The sequence below is a fragment of the Xylanimonas protaetiae genome, assembly GCF_004135385.1.
Taxonomy (GTDB): domain Bacteria; phylum Actinomycetota; class Actinomycetes; order Actinomycetales; family Cellulomonadaceae; genus Xylanimonas; species Xylanimonas protaetiae.
Window position 1 is genome coordinate 3,587,700 of record NZ_CP035493.1, and the last position, 16,319, is coordinate 3,604,018.

At 73.9% G+C, this 16,319-nt stretch carries 17 protein-coding genes; 12 read left to right on the top strand and 5 right to left on the bottom strand.

Translation table 11 applies throughout. From position 1 onward, the window contains the following. Positions 1-12: 12 nt before the first annotated feature. Together ET471_RS16675 and ET471_RS16680 are read right to left on the bottom strand one after the other, a co-directional pair. Positions 13-840 (bottom strand): ABC transporter permease, encoded by an 828-nt coding sequence (locus tag ET471_RS16675; RefSeq protein ID WP_129190164.1) that lies wholly within the window; start codon positions 838-840, stop codon positions 13-15. Continuing rightward, positions 837-1,766 carry an ABC transporter ATP-binding protein gene (locus tag ET471_RS16680; protein ID WP_129190166.1) on the bottom strand — a complete coding sequence of 310 codons (930 nt, stop codon included), beginning with the start codon at positions 1,764-1,766 and terminating at the stop codon, positions 837-839. The genes ET471_RS16675 and ET471_RS16680 overlap by 4 nt, the downstream gene beginning before the upstream one ends. A 120-nt stretch (positions 1,767-1,886) precedes the next feature. Here ET471_RS16680 and ET471_RS16685 point away from each other — a divergent pair, with 120 nt between their 5' ends. Continuing rightward, positions 1,887-2,456: a PadR family transcriptional regulator gene (locus ET471_RS16685; RefSeq protein ID WP_129190168.1), complete on the top strand. Its 570-nt coding sequence runs from the start codon at positions 1,887-1,889 to the stop codon at positions 2,454-2,456. After that, complete coding sequence (locus ET471_RS16690) at positions 2,449-3,906, top strand: MFS transporter (protein ID WP_129190170.1); 1,458 nt, start codon at positions 2,449-2,451, stop codon at positions 3,904-3,906. The genes ET471_RS16685 and ET471_RS16690 overlap by 8 nt, the downstream gene beginning before the upstream one ends. An 87-nt stretch (positions 3,907-3,993) precedes the next feature. Here the strand turns inward: ET471_RS16690 and ET471_RS16695 are convergent, their stop codons facing one another. Next, entirely contained in the window at positions 3,994-5,394 is a 1,401-nt protein-coding gene (locus tag ET471_RS16695; RefSeq protein WP_129190172.1) for a glycine--tRNA ligase, read from the bottom strand. Positions 5,395-5,581: 187 nt separating this feature from the next. Between ET471_RS16695 and ET471_RS16700 the strand changes: the two genes are divergently transcribed. The 8 genes from ET471_RS16700 to ET471_RS16735 all read left to right on the top strand — a co-directional run bounded on the left by ET471_RS16700 (position 5,582) and on the right by ET471_RS16735 (position 13,270). Continuing rightward, positions 5,582-6,721: a metal ABC transporter solute-binding protein, Zn/Mn family gene (locus ET471_RS16700; protein WP_129190173.1), complete on the top strand. Its 1,140-nt coding sequence runs from the start codon at positions 5,582-5,584 to the stop codon at positions 6,719-6,721. Beyond that, entirely contained in the window at positions 6,718-7,530 is an 813-nt protein-coding gene (locus ET471_RS16705) for a metal ABC transporter ATP-binding protein (protein WP_129190175.1), read from the top strand. The genes ET471_RS16700 and ET471_RS16705 overlap by 4 nt, the downstream gene beginning before the upstream one ends. Positions 7,531-7,535: 5 nt before the next feature. Further along, the gene (locus tag ET471_RS16710) at positions 7,536-8,501 is read left to right on the top strand and encodes a metal ABC transporter permease (protein ID WP_129191101.1); all 966 of its coding nucleotides are present in this window, start codon (positions 7,536-7,538) and stop codon (positions 8,499-8,501) included. Continuing rightward, complete coding sequence (locus tag ET471_RS16715) at positions 8,498-8,911, top strand: Fur family transcriptional regulator (RefSeq protein ID WP_129190177.1); 414 nt, start codon at positions 8,498-8,500, stop codon at positions 8,909-8,911. Before ET471_RS16710 ends, ET471_RS16715 begins: the two co-directional genes overlap by 4 nt. A 50-nt stretch (positions 8,912-8,961) precedes the next feature. Further along, entirely contained in the window at positions 8,962-10,026 is a 1,065-nt protein-coding gene (locus ET471_RS16720) for a FecCD family ABC transporter permease (RefSeq protein WP_129190179.1), read from the top strand. 117 nt (positions 10,027-10,143) lie between these two features. Beyond that, a complete protein-coding gene (locus ET471_RS16725; protein WP_129190181.1) occupies positions 10,144-11,175 on the top strand; it encodes a FecCD family ABC transporter permease in 1,032 nt (343 codons plus the stop codon). 62 nt (positions 11,176-11,237) lie between these two features. Further along, positions 11,238-12,062 carry an ABC transporter ATP-binding protein gene (locus ET471_RS16730; RefSeq protein ID WP_129191103.1) on the top strand — a complete coding sequence of 275 codons (825 nt, stop codon included), beginning with the start codon at positions 11,238-11,240 and terminating at the stop codon, positions 12,060-12,062. A 161-nt stretch (positions 12,063-12,223) separates the two neighbouring features. Next, the gene (locus tag ET471_RS16735; protein WP_129190183.1) at positions 12,224-13,270 is read left to right on the top strand and encodes an iron-siderophore ABC transporter substrate-binding protein; all 1,047 of its coding nucleotides are present in this window, start codon (positions 12,224-12,226) and stop codon (positions 13,268-13,270) included. A gap of 84 nt (positions 13,271-13,354) precedes the next feature. Here the strand turns inward: ET471_RS16735 and ET471_RS16740 are convergent, their stop codons facing one another. After that, positions 13,355-14,137 (bottom strand): isoprenyl transferase, encoded by a 783-nt coding sequence (locus tag ET471_RS16740; protein ID WP_129190185.1) that lies wholly within the window; start codon positions 14,135-14,137, stop codon positions 13,355-13,357. After that, complete coding sequence (recO, locus tag ET471_RS16745; protein ID WP_129190187.1) at positions 14,137-14,904, bottom strand: DNA repair protein RecO; 768 nt, start codon at positions 14,902-14,904, stop codon at positions 14,137-14,139. Before recO ends, ET471_RS16740 begins: the two co-directional genes overlap by 1 nt. 160 nt (positions 14,905-15,064) lie before the next feature. Between recO and ET471_RS16750 the strand changes: the two genes are divergently transcribed. Together ET471_RS16750 and ET471_RS16755 are read left to right on the top strand one after the other, a co-directional pair. Continuing rightward, positions 15,065-15,691 carry a ClpP family protease gene (locus ET471_RS16750; RefSeq protein WP_129190189.1) on the top strand — a complete coding sequence of 209 codons (627 nt, stop codon included), beginning with the start codon at positions 15,065-15,067 and terminating at the stop codon, positions 15,689-15,691. Then, the gene (locus tag ET471_RS16755; RefSeq protein WP_129190192.1) at positions 15,688-16,275 is read left to right on the top strand and encodes a ClpP family protease; all 588 of its coding nucleotides are present in this window, start codon (positions 15,688-15,690) and stop codon (positions 16,273-16,275) included. The genes ET471_RS16750 and ET471_RS16755 overlap by 4 nt, the downstream gene beginning before the upstream one ends. The last annotated feature ends 44 nt before the right edge of the window (positions 16,276-16,319 follow it).

Sequence of the window (16,319 nt, forward strand, 5' to 3'; positions counted from 1 at the left end):
CGGCCGCCGGGTTCAGACACGCGCGGTGTCGCGCCGGAACCGCCAGGCGGCGCCGACGCCGAACACGACGGCCCAGGCCACGACGTTGACCACGGCCACCCACGAGAAGTCGCCACCCAGCGGCCAGCGCACCAGCTCGGCCAGGCCGTAGGTCGGGGTGACCTGGGCGATGGCGTGGAACAGCGACCCGTCGTCGAGCGGCACGAACAGGCCACCGGCGAACGACAGGAGCGCGGTGACGGGGCCGAGCACTTGCATGACGTTCTCCGTGGGCAGCAGGTAGCCCATGAACAGGCCGAACGCGGCGAACACGACCGACCCGCCCCAGGCGAGCAGCGCGCAGCCGACCCATGCGGTCGCGCTCATCTGGGCGTGCGAGAACGCCCCGACGAGGAGCGTGACGGCGACGGACACCGCGCCGAGGGCCAGCGCCCCGCTCAGCTTGGTGACGATGTAGGCCGCCGGGCGCAGCGGCGTCAGGCGCAGCTGACGGGTCCAGCCCTGCGCACGCTCGACGGAGACGCTCGCGCCGCCCGAGACGGCCGCGAGCATGGCCCCGTAGAGCGCCATCGAGACGGCGATGTAGGCCGTGACGTTGGCGTGCGGGCCGACCGCCTCGGTCCGGTAGCCGGCGCTCGTGCCGAAGATGAGGAAGAACACGGGGGGCATCAGCAGGGAGAAGATCATCGCGCGCCGGTTGCGGGCGAGGCGGCGCAGCTCGATGCGCAGGTAGCGGGTGTTGACCAGCGCGGCGAGCCCGCTCGGCCGGGGCGGGCGGGCAGGCCGCGCCGTCCCGGCGGTCGTGGAGGTGGCGGTGGCCGTGCTCACCGTGGCGCTCATCGCGCGCTCCCTTCGGTGGTGAGGGCGACGAACGCGTCCTCGAGGTTGTGGGCGGCGATCTCGACGTCATGCGCGGTGGTGTGGTTGAGCAGGTGGCGCGCGACCGCGTCGGAGTCCTCGGCGCGGACCAGGAGCCGCGCGCCGCGCTCCTCGACCGCCTCGACGCCGGCGAGCGCGGCGAGCTGTGCGATGGCAGCGGCGCGGGCGGCGTCGTCGTCGATCTCGGCGGAGACCACACGACCCGAGGCGAGCGCCTTGACCTCGGCGGCCGTGCCGTCGGCGACGACGCGGCCGTGGCTGACCATGACGACGCGGTCGGCGTACGCGTCGGCCTCGTCGAGGTAGTGGGTGGCGAAGACCACCGTGCGGCCGCGGGCGGCATCGGCGCGGATGGCGGCCCAGAACTCACGGCGGCCCTCGACGTCCATGCCCGTGGTGGGCTCGTCGAGGAGGAGCAGGTCGGGGTCGGGCACGAGCGCCATGGCGAAGCGCAGGCGCTGCTGCTGCCCGCCGGAGCACTTGGCGACGGCGCGGTCGGCGAGCTCGGCGATGCCGGCGCGCTCCAGGTAGACGCGGGCGTCGACATCGCGCCCGTAGAGCGCGCCGGTGAGCTCGACCGTCTCGGCCACGGTGAGGTCGCGCAGCAGGCCGCCGGTCTGCATGACGGCCGCGACCCGGCCGGCCGCGACGGCGTCCTGCGGCGTGCCACCGAGCACCTGCACGGTCCCGGAGGTGGGCACGGCCAGGCCGAGCACCATGTCGATGGTGGTGGTCTTGCCGGCGCCGTTCGGGCCGAGGAAGGCGACGACCTCGCCCGGCTCGATGCGCAGGTCGAGGCCGTCGACGGCCCGGACCGGGCCGGACGGGCTGCCGAACTCCTTGACCAGCCCGCTCAGCATGAGGGCGGGGGCGGATGTGGTGTTCATGGCTCGAAGCCTGCCGGGGCCGCGGTCCGCGCGGCACCGCCGCGTGTCACGGAGCGGGCATGACATCCGTCATGCCGGGAACCGTTGTCCCGGGGCAACTACTCGTGCGAGAGTAGTCGTGTGTCAACCGTCCGCCTCTTCGTGCTCGACTCGCTCGTCCGCCACGGCCCCATGCACGGGCATCAGATGCGCGCACTGGCGGAGCAGGAGCACGTCGACGAGTGGACCGACATCACCGTCGGCTCCCTGTACGGCACGCTCAAGCGCCTCGAGGCCGAGGGCCTCGTCGCGGCCGTCCGCACGGAGCGCGAGGGCAACTACCCCCCGCGGCGCGTGCTCGGTGTCACCGACGCCGGTCGCGCCGCCCTCGCCGAGCTGCACGCGGCGACGCTCGCCGTCGTCGGGCTGCGGCCCGACCCCGCCGACTACGCGCTCGCCCGCCCCCAGCCCGACCGGCTCGAGGAGCTCGCGACGGTCCTGGCCGGCCGGCTGGCCGAGCTGCGCGCCCAGGTCGCGGAGCACGAGGAGCACCTGGTCGCCATCGACCAGCACCTCACCGTCGCCGAACGCCTCACCCTGACCCACACGACCGAGCGGCTCGGCGCCGAGGTCGCGTTCCACGAGCGGCTGCTCGCCGCCGTCCCCGAGATCGTCGCCGACGAGCTCTCCCGGAAGGACTTCCATGACTGACACGACCGCGGCACCCGCCTTCAGCGTGCCGCGCCGCACCTGGCTCTCCCTGTCGGTGCTGCTGCTCGGCGTCGCGATGGCGCTGCTCGACACGACCATCGTCAACGTCGCCCTGCCCACCATCCGCACCAGCCTCGACGCCTCCGAGTCGACGCTGTCGTGGATCATCTCCGGCTACGCGCTCGCCTTCGGCCTCGCCCTCATCCCCGCCGGACGCATCGGCGACCGGTTCGGGCACACGTGGGTGTTCGTCGTCGGCCTGGCCGGGTTCACCCTCGCCAGCCTGTGGTGCGGCCTGGCCACGGGCCCGACGTCGCTCATCGTCGCCCGCGTGGTCCAGGGCCTGTTCGGCGGCATGTTCTTCCCCGCGGTCACGGCACTCATCCAGCTCATGTTCCCGGGGCCGCTGCGCGGGCGGGCGTTCGCCGTCATGGGCGCGACCATCGGCTTCTCGACGGCGCTCGGCCCGATCGTCGGCGGCCTGCTCATCGAGGCGTTCGGCACCGGGGACGGCTGGCGCTCCATCTTCTTCGTCAACCTGCCGTTCGGCGTCGTCGCCGTGACGGCCGCGATCCTGCTGCTGCCGCGCATCGTCGCGGGCTCGCAGGCGCGCGGGGTCGACCTGCTCGGGCTGGTGCTGCTGGCCGGCGGCCTCGTCGCGCTGCTCGTGCCGCTCATCCAGGGGCAGGACGCCGGGTGGCCGCTGTGGACGTGGCTCTCGCTGGGCGGCGGCGTCGTGCTCCTGGTGCTGTTCTTCGTGTGGGAGTCGGCCGTGGCGCGGCGCGGCGCGACGCCGCTCGTGCCGCCGGGGCTGTTCCGTCACGGGCACTTCACTGGTGGCGTGATCCTCGCCATGGTCTACTTCGCGGCGTTCACCAGCATCTTCTTCACCATCTCGATCCTGTGGCAGGCCGGCCTGGGCCACACCGCGCTCGAGTCCGGGCTCGTGTCGATCCCGTTCGCGATCGGCTCGATCCTCGGCGCCTCGCAGAGCGACCGGCTCGCCGTGCGCCTGGGCCGGTCGGTCCTCGTCGTCGGCACCGGGCTGGTCGCGCTGGGGCTGGTCTCCGTGTGGCTCATCCTGACGACCGTCGACGCGGCGGACCTCAACCACTGGATCCTGCTGCCGCCGCTGCTGGTCGCCGGCGTCGGCTCGGGCATGTTCATCGCACCGAACGCCCAGTTCATCGTCGCGACCGTGGACCGCGCGGAGGCGGGCGCGGCGTCCGGCGTCGTCGGGACGTCGCAGCGCATCGGCAGCGCGGCGGGCATCGCGGTCATCGGCTCGGTGCTGTTCGGCTCGCTGGACTTCCCTGCCGGCCGGCCGACCCCGGCGATCGTGGCGGACACGTTCGCGCACGCGGCCGCGAGCGCGATGGCGGTCTCGGCCGCCCTGGCGGTGCTGGCGTTCGCCCTGGTCTTCGCCCTCCCGAAGCGCGTCGCCCACTGACCGGCGACCCCTGACCGGCGACCCCCGGCGACGCACGAGGGCCGGAACCCGTCACCGGGTTCCGGCCCTCGTGCGCGTCGGGCTCGGTCAGGCGCCGAGCAGGCGGGCGCCCAGGTAGGACGCGACCTGGTCCAGCGCGACGCGCTCCTGCGCCATGGTGTCGCGGTGGCGGATCGTCACGGCCTGGTCGTCGAGCGTGTCGAAGTCGACGGTGACGCAGAACGGCGTGCCGATCTCGTCCTGGCGGCGGTAGCGCTTGCCGATGGCCTGCGTGACGTCGTAGTCGACGTTCCAGTGCTGGCGCAGCTCGGCGGCCAGCTTCTCCGCCGTCGGCAGCAGGTCGGCCGACTTGGACAGCGGCAGCACCGCAGCCTTGACCGGCGCGAGGCGCGGGTCGAGGTGCAGCACCGTGCGCTTGTCGACGCCGCCCTTGGTGTTGGGGGCCTCGTCCTCGTCGTACGCCTCGACGAGGAACGCCATGAGGCTGCGCGTGAGGCCGGCGGCGGGCTCGATGACGTACGGGAAGTACTTCTCGTTCGTCACCGGGTCGCGGTAGCCGAGGTCCTTGCCCGAGTGCTCGGTGTGCGTCTTGAGGTCGAAGTCGGTGCGGTTGGCGATGCCCTCGAGCTCGCCCCACTCGCTGCCCTGGAAGCCGAAGCGGTACTCGATGTCGACCGTGCGGGTCGAGTAGTGCGAGAGCTTCTCCTGCGGGTGCTCGTAGTGGCGCAGGTTCTCCGGGTCGATGCCGAGGTCCGTGTACCAGGCGGTGCGCGTGTCGATCCAGTACTGGTGCCACTCGGCGTCGGTGCCCGGGACGACGAAGAACTCCATCTCCATCTGCTCGAACTCGCGCGTGCGGAAGATGAAGTTGCCCGGCGTGATCTCGTTGCGGAACGACTTGCCGATCTGGGCGATGCCGAACGGAGGCTTGCTCCGCGTGGCGGCGGCCACGTTCTGGAAGTTCACGAAGATGCCCTGGGCCGTCTCCGGGCGCAGGTAGTGCAGGCCGGACTCGTCCTCGACCGGGCCGAGGTACGTCTTGAGCATCATGTTGAAGTCGCGCGGCTCGGTCCACTGGCCGCGCGTGCCGCAGTTGGGGCACGCGATCGTGTCCAAGGCGACGGCGTCCGGGTCGTCGAGGCCCTTCTTCTCGGCGACGGCCTCCTGCATCTGGTCGACGCGGAACCGCTTGTGGCACGAGAGGCACTCGGTCAGCGGGTCGGTGAACACGCCCACGTGGCCCGAGGCCACCCAGACCTGGCGCGGCAGGATGACGGAGGAGTCGAGGCCGACGACGTCGTCGCGACGCGTCATGGCCTTCCACCACTGGCGCTTGATGTTCTCCTTGAGCTCGACGCCGAGGGGGCCGTAGTCCCAGGCGGAGCGGGTGCCTCCGTAGATCTCGCCCGCAGGGAAGACGAAGCCTCGGCGCTTGGCGAGGGAGACGACGGCGTCGAGGCGGGCGGTGGCGGAAGGCGCAGCGGCCACGGGATCACTCCTGGGAGGTCGGCCCGCCGGTGGCTCCGGCGGAACTGGGTGGGACGCCAGGCGGCGTCGGCGCACAAAGCCTACGTGGCCTCGCCGGGGAGTTCCTCGTCGCGGCGTGCGCGGGCGACCGACGCCCGGTACCCCGCGAACTTGACAATCATTCTCGCTTCTTCTGAAAATGATTCTCATGAAGTTCCGACGGACCGCCGCCCTGGCCACCGCCGCCCTGGCCCTCCCCCTCACCCTCGCCGCCTGCGGCACCGGCCAGGAGGCCGCGGCCGACGGCCGCCTCCAGGTGATCACCTCGTTCTACCCGCTGCAGTTCGTCGCCCAGTCGGTCGCCGGCGACCTCGCCGACGTCGACAACCTCACGCCGCCCGCGGCCGACCCGCACGACCTCGAGCTGTCCCCCGCCCGGGCCCGCGTCATCTCGTCGGCCGACGTCGTCGTCACGCTCGGCGGCTTCCAGCCCGCCGTCGACGACGCCATCGCCGCCCGCGAGCCCGAGAACCTCGTCGACGCGGCCGACATCGTCACCCTGCTGAGCGCGTCCGTCACGGGCGGCCACGACTGCAGCAGCCACGGCGACACCGCCACCGAGGACGCGCACGCCCACGACCACGCCACCGACGACGCCACCGCCGACGCCGACGCCACCGCCGACGCCACCGCGCACGACGACGAGGAGTGCGACGAGGACCACGCGCACGACACCGACGCCGCCGCGACCGACGCCGCCGACGCAGACGCCGCCGGCACGGACGCCGACAGCGGCCACGGCCACAGCCACGGCATGGCCGGCTACGACCCGCACTTCTGGCTGGACCCGACCAAGCTGGCCGAGCTCGCCCACCCGGTCGCGGACGCCCTGAGCGCCGCCGACCCGGCCAACGCCGAGACGTTCTCGGCCAACGCGGACGCGCTCGTCGAGCGGCTGCACGCACTGGACGAGGAGTTCGCCGCCGCGCTCGCGCCCTTCGCCGGCGCCACCCTCATCACCAACCACACGGCGTTCGGCTACCTCGCCCAGCGCTACGGGCTCCGCCAGGTGGGTGTCACGGGCCTCGACCACGACATCGAGCCGTCCCCGGCCCGCATGCGCGAGATCGGCGAGATCGCCCGCCAGCACGGCGTCACCACGCTGTTCTACGAGAACCTCGTCAGCCCCCGCGTGATCCAGACCCTGGCCTCCGACCTGGGCATCCACGCCACCGTCCTCGACACCCTCGAGGGGCTCACCCAGGCCAAGGTCGACGCCGGCGAGGACTATGTCACCATCATGCAGCGCAACCTCATCACTCTCACCGAGGGACTCACCGCACCATGACAGACCCTGAGCACGACGTCGTGATCGAAGCCCGCGACCTGCACGTCCGCCTCGGCACCAGCAACGTGCTGCGCGGCGTCGACCTCCAGGTGCGCCGCGGCGAGGTCGTGGCGCTCCTGGGTGCCAACGGCTCGGGTAAGTCGACGCTGGTGCGCACGCTCGTCGGCGCGCTGGCCCCGACGTCGGGCACCGTGGACGTGCCCCCGGCGGACCGCATGGGGTACGTCCCGCAGCGCGTGAGCGCTGCGGGCGGCATCCCCGCCACCGCGCAGGAGGTCGTGGCCTCGGGCCTGCTCGGGCCGCGCCGCCTGCGCCTGCCGCGCGGGTGGCGCGCCCGCGCGCACGAGGCGCTCGAGCTCGTCGGGCTCGTGGACCGCTGCCACGACGCCACCAACCACCTCTCGGGCGGCCAGCAGCAGCGCGTGCTCATCGCGCGCGCCCTGGTGCGCCGGCCTGACGTGCTCGTGCTCGACGAGCCCGTGGCCGGCGTCGACCAGCCGTCCCAGCAGCAGTTCGCCGCGACGATGACCCGCCTGGTCGCCCGGGGGCTCACCGTGCTGGTGGTGCTGCACGAGCTCGGCGAGCTCGCCCCGCTCGTCACGCGCGCCGTCGTCCTGCGGCACGGCCGCGTGGTGCACGACGGCGCCCCGCCGGCGGCGCTCGACGGCCACGCGGCCCGCGACCACGAGCACGTGCACCCCCACGCCGCGGCGACCGCGGCGGAGCGCGGCGACGAGACCGGCTTCTCCGGTTTCGAGGACTCCACCGCGGCGTTGACCGACCACCCTGGAACCGAGGTCCACCCGTGATCGAGATGCTCACCGACCCGCTCATGCAGCGGGCGCTGCTCGCGGCGCTGCTCGTGGGTGCCGCGGCCCCCATCGTCGGCACCTACCTGGTGCAGCGGCGCCTGTCCCTGCTCGGCGACGGCATCGGGCACATCGCCCTGACCGGCGTCGCGCTCGGCTGGCTCGTCGGCGCGGCCATGGGGCTGCGGCCCGCGGACGCCCTGACCATCCCCGGCGCCGTCGTCGTCGCCGTGATCGGCTCGGTGCTCATCGAGGTGGTCCGCCGCCGCGGCCGCACCTCGGGCGACCTCGCGCTGGCGCTCATGTTCTACGGCGGCATCGCGGGCGGCGTGCTGATCATCGGCCTCGCCGGCGGCACGTCGGGCAACCTCATGGCGTACCTGTTCGGGTCGATCTCGACGGTCACGGTGTCGGACCTCGTGCTCACCGCCGTGCTGTCGGTCATCATCCTCGCCGTCGGCATCGGGCTGCGCACCGCGCTGTTCGCCGTCTCGCACGACGAGGAGTTCGCGATCGCGTCCGGGCTGCCCGTGTGGCTGCTCAACATGGCGGTGGCGATCGTCGCCGCGCTGACCGTGACCGTGGCGATGCGCGTGGTCGGGCTCCTGCTCGTCTCGGCGCTCATGATCGTGCCGGTGGCCGTGGCGCAGCAGCTCACGCACTCGTTCCGCCTGACGATGGGCCTGGCCAGCGCGGTCGGCGTCGTCGTGTGCATCGTCGGCCTGTCGATCACGTACTGGCACAACGTCTCGCCGGGCGCGACGATCGTCGTCCTCGCGATCGTCGTGTACCTGCTCGCGGCGATGGTCCGCCCGCTGCTGCACCGCCGTGCCGCGCTGGCCCAGCACGACCCGCACCCGGACATCCCCGACGACGTCCGCGTGCCGGTGGCGACGGGGTCCGGCGGGGTCTCCGGGGCGACCTCGGGCTCGGGCTCGGGCTCAGGCTCGGGCGAGGAGTGCCCGTCATGAGCGCGTCGCACCCCGCCCCGGTCCGCATGACGCGGCAGCGCGCCGCCGTGGCCGAGGCGCTCCAGGGCGTCGACGAGTTCCGCAGCGCCCAGCAGCTGCACGAGACGCTGCGGCAGCGCGGCGACGCCGTCGGCCTCGCCACCGTCTACCGCACCCTCCAGGCGCTCGTGGACGGCGGCGACGTCGACGTGCTGCGCACCGACGACGGCGAGAGCGTCTACCGCTGGTGCGCGCGCCGCGAGCACCACCACCACCTGGTGTGCCGCGCGTGCGGCAAGACGGTCGAGATCGACGGTCCGACCGTCGAGGCGTGGGCGCAGATGGTGGGCACCGAGCACGGCTTCAGCGGCATCGAGCACACCATCGAGCTGTGGGGCACGTGCGCCGACTGCCGGGCGGCCGGCGACTGATCCCGGGGGCGTGGTCCGGAGCACTGCGCACAGCGTGAGAAAGTAAGGCAATGCTTACCTCACCGGCCGTGCCACCGGGTGCGGCGGCGTCGGCGACGGCCGGCGCCGCGCTCCCGCGAGGCCGTACGCGCCTCGCGCTCGTCCTTGCGGGGACGGCGCTGCTGCTCGTCCTCGTCGTCGCCGCGAGCCTCCTGCTCGGCGTGCGCTCCGTGCCCGCCTCCGCGGTGTGGGACGCCGTGTGGCCGGGGGCCGCCGGGCACGACCTGACGAACCCCGACCAGGCCGTCGTCGCGCAGCTGCGCGTGCCGCGCACGGTGCTCGGCCTGCTCGCGGGCCTCGCGCTCGGGTGCGTCGGCACCGTGATCCAGGGCGTCACGCGCAACCCCATCGCCGACCCGGGCCTGCTCGGCATCACGCCGGGCGCGTCGCTCGCCGTCGTCGTCGCCGTGTCGTTCCTCGGCGTCGCGACGCCGCTGGGCTTCGTCTGGTTCGCGTTCGCGGGGGCCGCGCTGGCCGCCGTCGTCGTCTTCTCCATCGGGCGGGCGCAGCCCGTGCGCCTGGCCCTCGTGGGCGCGGCGCTGACCGCGTTCGTCACGCCGGTCATCGCGCTGCTCCTGCTGCGCGACGTCCAGGCCTTCAACCAGTACCGCTTCTGGGCCGTCGGCGCGCTCACCGGTCGCGGGCTCGACGCCGCCTCCGCGCTGTGGCCGTTCCTGGTGGTCGGCGTGCTGCTCACGGCCATGCTCGCCCCGCGGCTCACGCTGCTGGCCATGGGCGACGACGTCGCGACCGCGCTCGGGCAGGACGTGCGGACCACGCGCGGCCTCGCCGCCGTGGCCGTCGTGCTGCTGGCGGGCGTCTCGACGGCGCTGGCCGGGCCCGTCGCGCTCGTCGGGCTCGTGGTGCCGCACGCGGCCCGGCGGCTCGTCGGCACCGACTACCGGCGGCTGACGCCCGTGGCGGCGCTGCTCGGGCCGGTCGTGCTGCTCGGGGCCGACGTCATCGGGCGGCTCGTCGTGCCCAACGCCGAGCTCGAGGCGGGCGTCGTCGCAGCGTTCCTGGGCGCTCCCGTCCTGGTCGCCGTGGCGCGCGGCCGTCACGTGGCGGGGGTGTGAGATGACCGGATCCCACTGGCTCGTGTCGACCCGGCAGCTCGTCGTCAGACCGGCAGATCGAGCTGCCGGTGCGACGACGTACTGCCGGGCTGACCAGGGCGCGCCGGGGAGCGCCGCATGACCGCCGTGGCCGTCGCGGGGCTGCGCGCCGCGCGGCGCCGGCGCAGCCTGGTCGTGGTCGGCGTCGCGGTGGTCGCGATCCTCGTCCTGGGCACCCTGGGGCTCACGCTCGGGGCCGCCGGGCTGACGCCCGGGCGCGCCCTGGCCGCAGTGGTCGGCGTCGGCGAGCGGACCGACCTGTTCGTGGTGCAGCGGCTCCGCCTGCCCCGGGTGCTCGCCGCGCTGCTCGCCGGGGCCGCGTTCGCGCTGGCCGGGGCGCTGTTCCAGTCGACGCTGCGCAACCCGCTCGCCTCCCCCGACATCCTCGGCGTCTCGACGGGCGCGAGCCTCGGCGCCGTCTGGTCGCTGCTCGTGCTCGGGGCGTCCGGCGTGGTCGTGGCCGCCTGGGCGTTCGGCGGGGCGCTCGCCGCGGCCGCCGCGATCTGGCTGCTCGCCTGGCGGCGCGGCCTGCACTCGATCCGGTTCGTGCTCGTGGGCGTCGGCATCTCGTACGTCTGCGGGGCCGTGCTCTCGTGGCTCCTCGCCCGGGCCGAGGTCCGCGACGCGCAGTCCGCGCTGCTGTGGACCATCGGGTCCGTCGCGGACGTCCGCGGCACGTCGCTGGCGATCCTCGCCGTCGGCGTGGGCGTGCTCGCGCTGGCCGCCGCGCTGCTCGCCCGCACCCAGCCGCCCCTCGCGCTCGGCGACGAGCACGCCGCCGCGCTCGGCGTGCGCGTCCCCGCCGCCCGCGCCGGCGCGCTGCTCGTCGCCGTCGGGCTCGTCGCCGTCGCGACGTCGGCGGCCGGGCCGGTCGCGTTCGTCGCGCTCGTCTCCCCCGCCATCGCGCGCCGCCTGCTCGACGACGGCGGGGCTGACCTCACCGCCTCGGCCGCGGTGGGCGCGGTCCTCGTCCTCGCCGCCGACCTGCTCGGCCAGCACGCGCTCGGCGGGCTCACCGTCCCCGCGGGCGTCGTGACCGGCCTCGTCGGGGCCCCGTACCTCCTGTGGCTGCTCAGCGGCCGCGCCGACCGAAGGGTGGCTGCCGCGTGACCGCGCTCCCCGACAACACCGTGTCCGACAGCACCGGGCGCGACGGCGCCGGGCCCGACTCCGTGCTCCGCGCCCCCGGTGCCGCGCCCGCGCTGCGCGCCGAGGGCGTGCGGCTCGGCTACGACGGTCGCACCGTCGTCGACGGCCTCACGCTCGACCTGCCCGCCGGGAGGGTGACGGCGATCGTCGGCCCCAACGCCTCGGGCAAGTCGACGCTGCTCAAGGGCCTCGCCCGGCTGCTGCCGCTCGACGCCGGGCGGGTGCTGCTCGGCGGTCGCGACGTCGCCGCGATGCCGCGCCGCGAGCTCGCGAAGGCGCTCGGCGTGCTGCCGCAGTCGTCCATCGCGCCCGACGGCGTCCGGGTCGCCGAGCTCGTCGCCCGCGGGCGGTACCCGCACCAGGGCTGGTTCGGGCGGCACTCGTCGACCGACGACGCCGTCGTCGCCCGCGCGCTGGAGTCGACGGGGACGGCGTCGCTCGCGGACCGGCCGGTGGCCGAGCTGTCGGGCGGGCAGCGGCAGCGCGTGTGGATCGCGATGGTGCTCGCGCAGGAGACCGACATCGTCCTGCTCGACGAGCCCACGACGTTCCTGGACGTGGCCCACCAGGTCGACCTTCTCGACCTGCTCGCGTCCCTCAACGAGGAGCGCGGCACCACCGTGGTGATGGTGCTGCACGAGCTCAACCTCGCGGCCCGCTACGCGGACCACCTCGTGGTGATGCGCGACGGCGGCGTCGTCGCGCAGGGGGCACCCTCGGACGTGCTGACGGCGGAGTCGGTGCGTGACGCGTTCGGGCTCGAGGCCCGCGTGGTGCCGGACCCGGTGTCGGGGACGCCCCTCGTGGTGCCGATCGGGCGGCCCCGGCCGGGCCGGCCGGCCCACTGATCGCGCCCGCTGACTGCGCCTGCTGACCGCCCGCCGGCTGCCCGCCGACTGAGATACGTCATACGCGCGTTTCGTTATTCGCGAGCGGCCAGGTTAGCCTTACCTCACTCGGCCGCTCGCGGGGCCGAGCCTTACCCCACCTCCCCCTGAGGAGCAGTTCCGTGCGATTCCGTCGCCCCCTGACCGCCACGGCAGCCCTGCTGGCCGCCGCCTCGCTCGCCCTCGCCGGGTGCTCGTCGACGGGCGGCGACGACGCCGCGGCCACACCGAGCGGCCCCGCCACGAGCGGCGCGACCGACGAGTTCCCGATCACGATCGAGTCCGCGCTCGGCACGGCGACCATCAAGTCCGCGCCGGAGCGCGTGGTCACCTGGGGCTGGGGTTCCACCGAGGCTGCGATCGCCGTGGGCGTCTACCCCGTGGCGGTCGCCGAGCAGCGCTGGACGGCGGGCGAGGGCAACCTCGTGCCGTGGGTCGAGGAGGCGTACGACAAGGCCGGCGTCGAGCACCCCGCCGTGCTGACGGACGAGGCGGGCGGCGCGACCGTCCCCTACGAGGAGATCATCGCCGCCGCGCCCGACCTCATCCTCGCGCCCTACTCGGGCCTGACGCAGGAGCAGTTCGACCTGCTCAGCGACATCGCCCCTGTGGTCGCGTTCCAGGACGGCCCGTGGACCACCACCTGGGACGACGTCATCCGGACCAGCGCCAAGGCCCTGGGCCGCAGCGCCGCCGGCGACGCCGTGCTCGACGACATCAGCGCCTTCCTCGCCGACCAGAAGGCCGCCCACCCCGAGTTCGACGGCGTGACGTTCGCGGGCATCTGGGACGGCGACGGGTCCGTGTCCGTCTACACCCCGGCCGACCCGCGCGTCGCGATCCTCACCGAGCTCGGCCTGCAGATCGCCCCGTCGGTCTCCGACCTCGACACGTCGAACGGCGGGTTCTACTACGACCTGTCCTACGAGAAGCTGGACCAGCTCACCGCCGACTTCGTCATCGTCTACGGCAACACCGACGCCGAGGTCGAGGCGTCGCTCGCCAAGCCGGCCCTGCAGGCCATCCCGGCCGTCGCGGCGGGCCGCGTGGTCAAGGTCGTCGGCCCGGTCACGGTCTCGTCCGTCTCGCCCCCGACGGCGCTGACGTTCCAGTGGGAGGGCGGTCTGCCGACGCTCATCGCGGGGATCGCGACGACGCTCGCGGGCTGACCGTTCGATCGGAACGTGCAAACGAGATCGGAACGTGCGCTGGGACGCACGTTCCGATCTCGTTCGCACGTTCCGATCGGCGGCTCAGGCCGTCGGCTTGTCGACCGCGCCGCCCATGCGGCGGTCCCGGTTCGCGAACTCCTCGCACGCGCGCCACAGGTGGCGGCGGTCGACGTCGGGCCACAGCTCCGGGATGAACATCATCTCGGCGTACGCGGACTGCCAGAGCATGAAGTTGCTGGTGCGCTGCTCGCCCGAGGAGCGCAGGAACAGGTCGACGTCGGGCAGCTCGGGGACGTAGAGGTACTTCTGGATCGTCTTCTCGGTGATCCGCTCCGGGTTGAGCCGGCCGGCCTTGACGTCGCGGGCCATGGCGGCGGTCGCGTCGGCGAGCTCGGCGCGGCCGCCGTAGTTGACGCACATCGTGAGCGTGCACGCGTCGTTGCCGGCGGTCATCTGCTCCGCGACCTGGAGCTCCTTGATGACCGAGCCCCACAGGCGCGGCTGCCGCCCCGCCCAGCGGATCCGCACGCCCCACGAGCCCATCTCGTCCCGGCGGCGGCGGATCACGTCGCGGTTGAAGCCCAGCAGGAACTTGACCTCCTCGGGCGAGCGCTTCCAGTTCTCCGTCGAGAACGCGTACGCGCTGATGTTCTTGACGCCCAGCTGCACCGCCCCGGCGACGACGTCGAGCAGCTGCTTCTCGCCCGCCTTGTGCCCCTCGATGCGGGACAGGCCGCGCTGGTTGGCCCACCGCCCGTTGCCGTCCATGACGACGGCGACGTGCTTCGGCAGCAGGTCCGCCGGGATGGACGGCGGCGTCGCTCCCGACGGGTGCGGGAACGGCTCGGCGTAGGTGCGGGGCATCAGGTCTCCAGGTCAGGCCCGGGCGCGGGCGCGGTCGTGGTGCGGTCGACGTGGCGGAGCGAGCGCAGCGTGCGCTCCAGGTAGTACTGCGCGTAGGCGGCGACGATGCCCGACGCCTCCTTGCGGTGCCGCTCCCCCGACGCGTCCGCCGTCGCCCAGTCTCCCGTGAGGAGCGCGGCGAGCAGGTCGAACGTCTGCGGGGCGGGCGCCGTCGAGCCCGGGGGGCGGCAGCGCGAGCACACCGCGCCGCCCGTCGCGACGGAGAACGAGTGGTGCGGGCCCGGCTCGCCGCACCGCGCGCAGTCGGTGAACGACGGCGCCCAGCCGGCGACGGCGAGCGCGCGCAGCAGGTACGAGTCCATGACGAGCGACGGCGTGTGGTCGCGCTGGGCCAGCGCCCGCAGCGCCCCGGCGAGCAGCCAGTACTGCTGCACCGCGGGCTCCCGCTCGGCCTCGACGAGCCGGTCGGCCGCCTCGAGCATGGGCGCTCCGGCCGTGTACAGGGCGTAGTCCTCGCAGATGGCGCGCGCGTACGGCCCGATGGTCTCGACCTGGGTCACGGTGTCGAGCGACCGCCCGACGTGCAGCTGCACGTCCACGACCATGAACGGCTCCAGCCGGGCGCCGAACCGCGACGACGTGCGCCGCACGCCCTTGGCGACGCCGCGCACCTTGCCGTTCTCGCGCGTCAGCAGCGTGACGATGCGGTCGGCCTCACCCAGCTTGTGGGTGCGCAGCACGATCGCGTCGTCTCGGTACAGGGGCACGCGCCCATTCTCCCAGGCCGGTACGACAGGGCGGCACCTCCCCGTCGCCCTGCGCGGAGTCGCAGGACCCGGACGACGACGGCACCGGCGCCGCTCTGGGCGGATCCGCCCACGGCAGCGCGGCACCCCACGCGCGCCGCGCACGGCGCACGGTGGGTCCATGAGCGAGACACCCCCACCCCGGCTCTTCGACGCCGCCGCCCGCAGCGGCCTGTACGAGCGCCGCGTCCTCGTGCTCGACGGCGTCCTCGACGACGACAACGGCACCCTCCTCTCGACGCAGCTCGTGACGCTCGCTGCCGAGGACCCGACCGCCGACATCGCCCTGTGGATCCACTCCCCCGGCGGCTCCGTGCCCGCGATGCTCGCGATCCGCGACCTCATGCGGACGATCCCGAACGACGTCGCGACGCTCGCGCTCGGGTTCGCCGCGAGCGCGGGGCAGTTCCTGCTCTCGGCGGGCACGCCCGGCAAGCGCCGGGCGCTGCCGCACGCGCGGATCCTGCTGCACCAGGGGTCCGCGGGCATCGGCGGCACCGCCGTCGACATCGAGCTGCAGGCGGACGACCTGCGGCACATGCGCGACACCGTGCTGGGCCTGGTCGCGCAGGACACCGGGCAGCCGCGCGAGCGCGTCTTCGAGGACTCGTTGCACGACCACTGGTTCACGGCGCAGGAGGCGCTCGACTACGGGTTCGTCGACGCCGTCGTCGGATCGTTCGGGGACATCGCGCCGCTGCGACGCGGTGTGACCGGCTTCGGCCGCACTCCGGAGGAGGTCCGATGAGCACGTACACGATCCCGACCGTCATCGCCCAGCACCCGCGCGGCGAGCGCGCCCTGGACGTCTACTCGCAGCTGCTGACCGAGCGGATCATCTACCTGGGCACCGCGGTCGACGCGGGCGTGGCCAACGCCCTCATCGCGCAGCTGCTGTTCCTGGAGTCCGCCGACCCGGACTCCGACATCCAGCTCTACGTCCACTGCGAGGGCGGCGACCCGGGGGCGGGCCTGGCCGTCTACGACACGCTGCGGTACATCAGGCCGGCCGTCGCGACGACGGTCGTGGGCGAGGCCGTCGCGGTCGGCGCGGTGCTGCTCGCCGCGGGCACGCCCGGCAAGCGGGCGGCGCTGCCGCACGCGCGCGTCGTGCTGCACCAGCCGGCGGCGCAGAGGCGCGGGCCGATCCCCGACCTGATCCTCCAGGCGGACGAGGTGCTGCGGATCCGCTCCGACCTGGAGGGCGTGCTCGCCCGGCACACGGGCCAGTCGGTGGAGCACCTGCGCGCCGACACCGACCAAGACCGAGTCCTGACGGCCGAACAGGCCCGAACCTACGGCCTGATCGACCACGTCATCACCCAGCGCTGACCGTCGCGCGACCCTGGACGTCCGGGTATGAGCCGCCAGAAGCG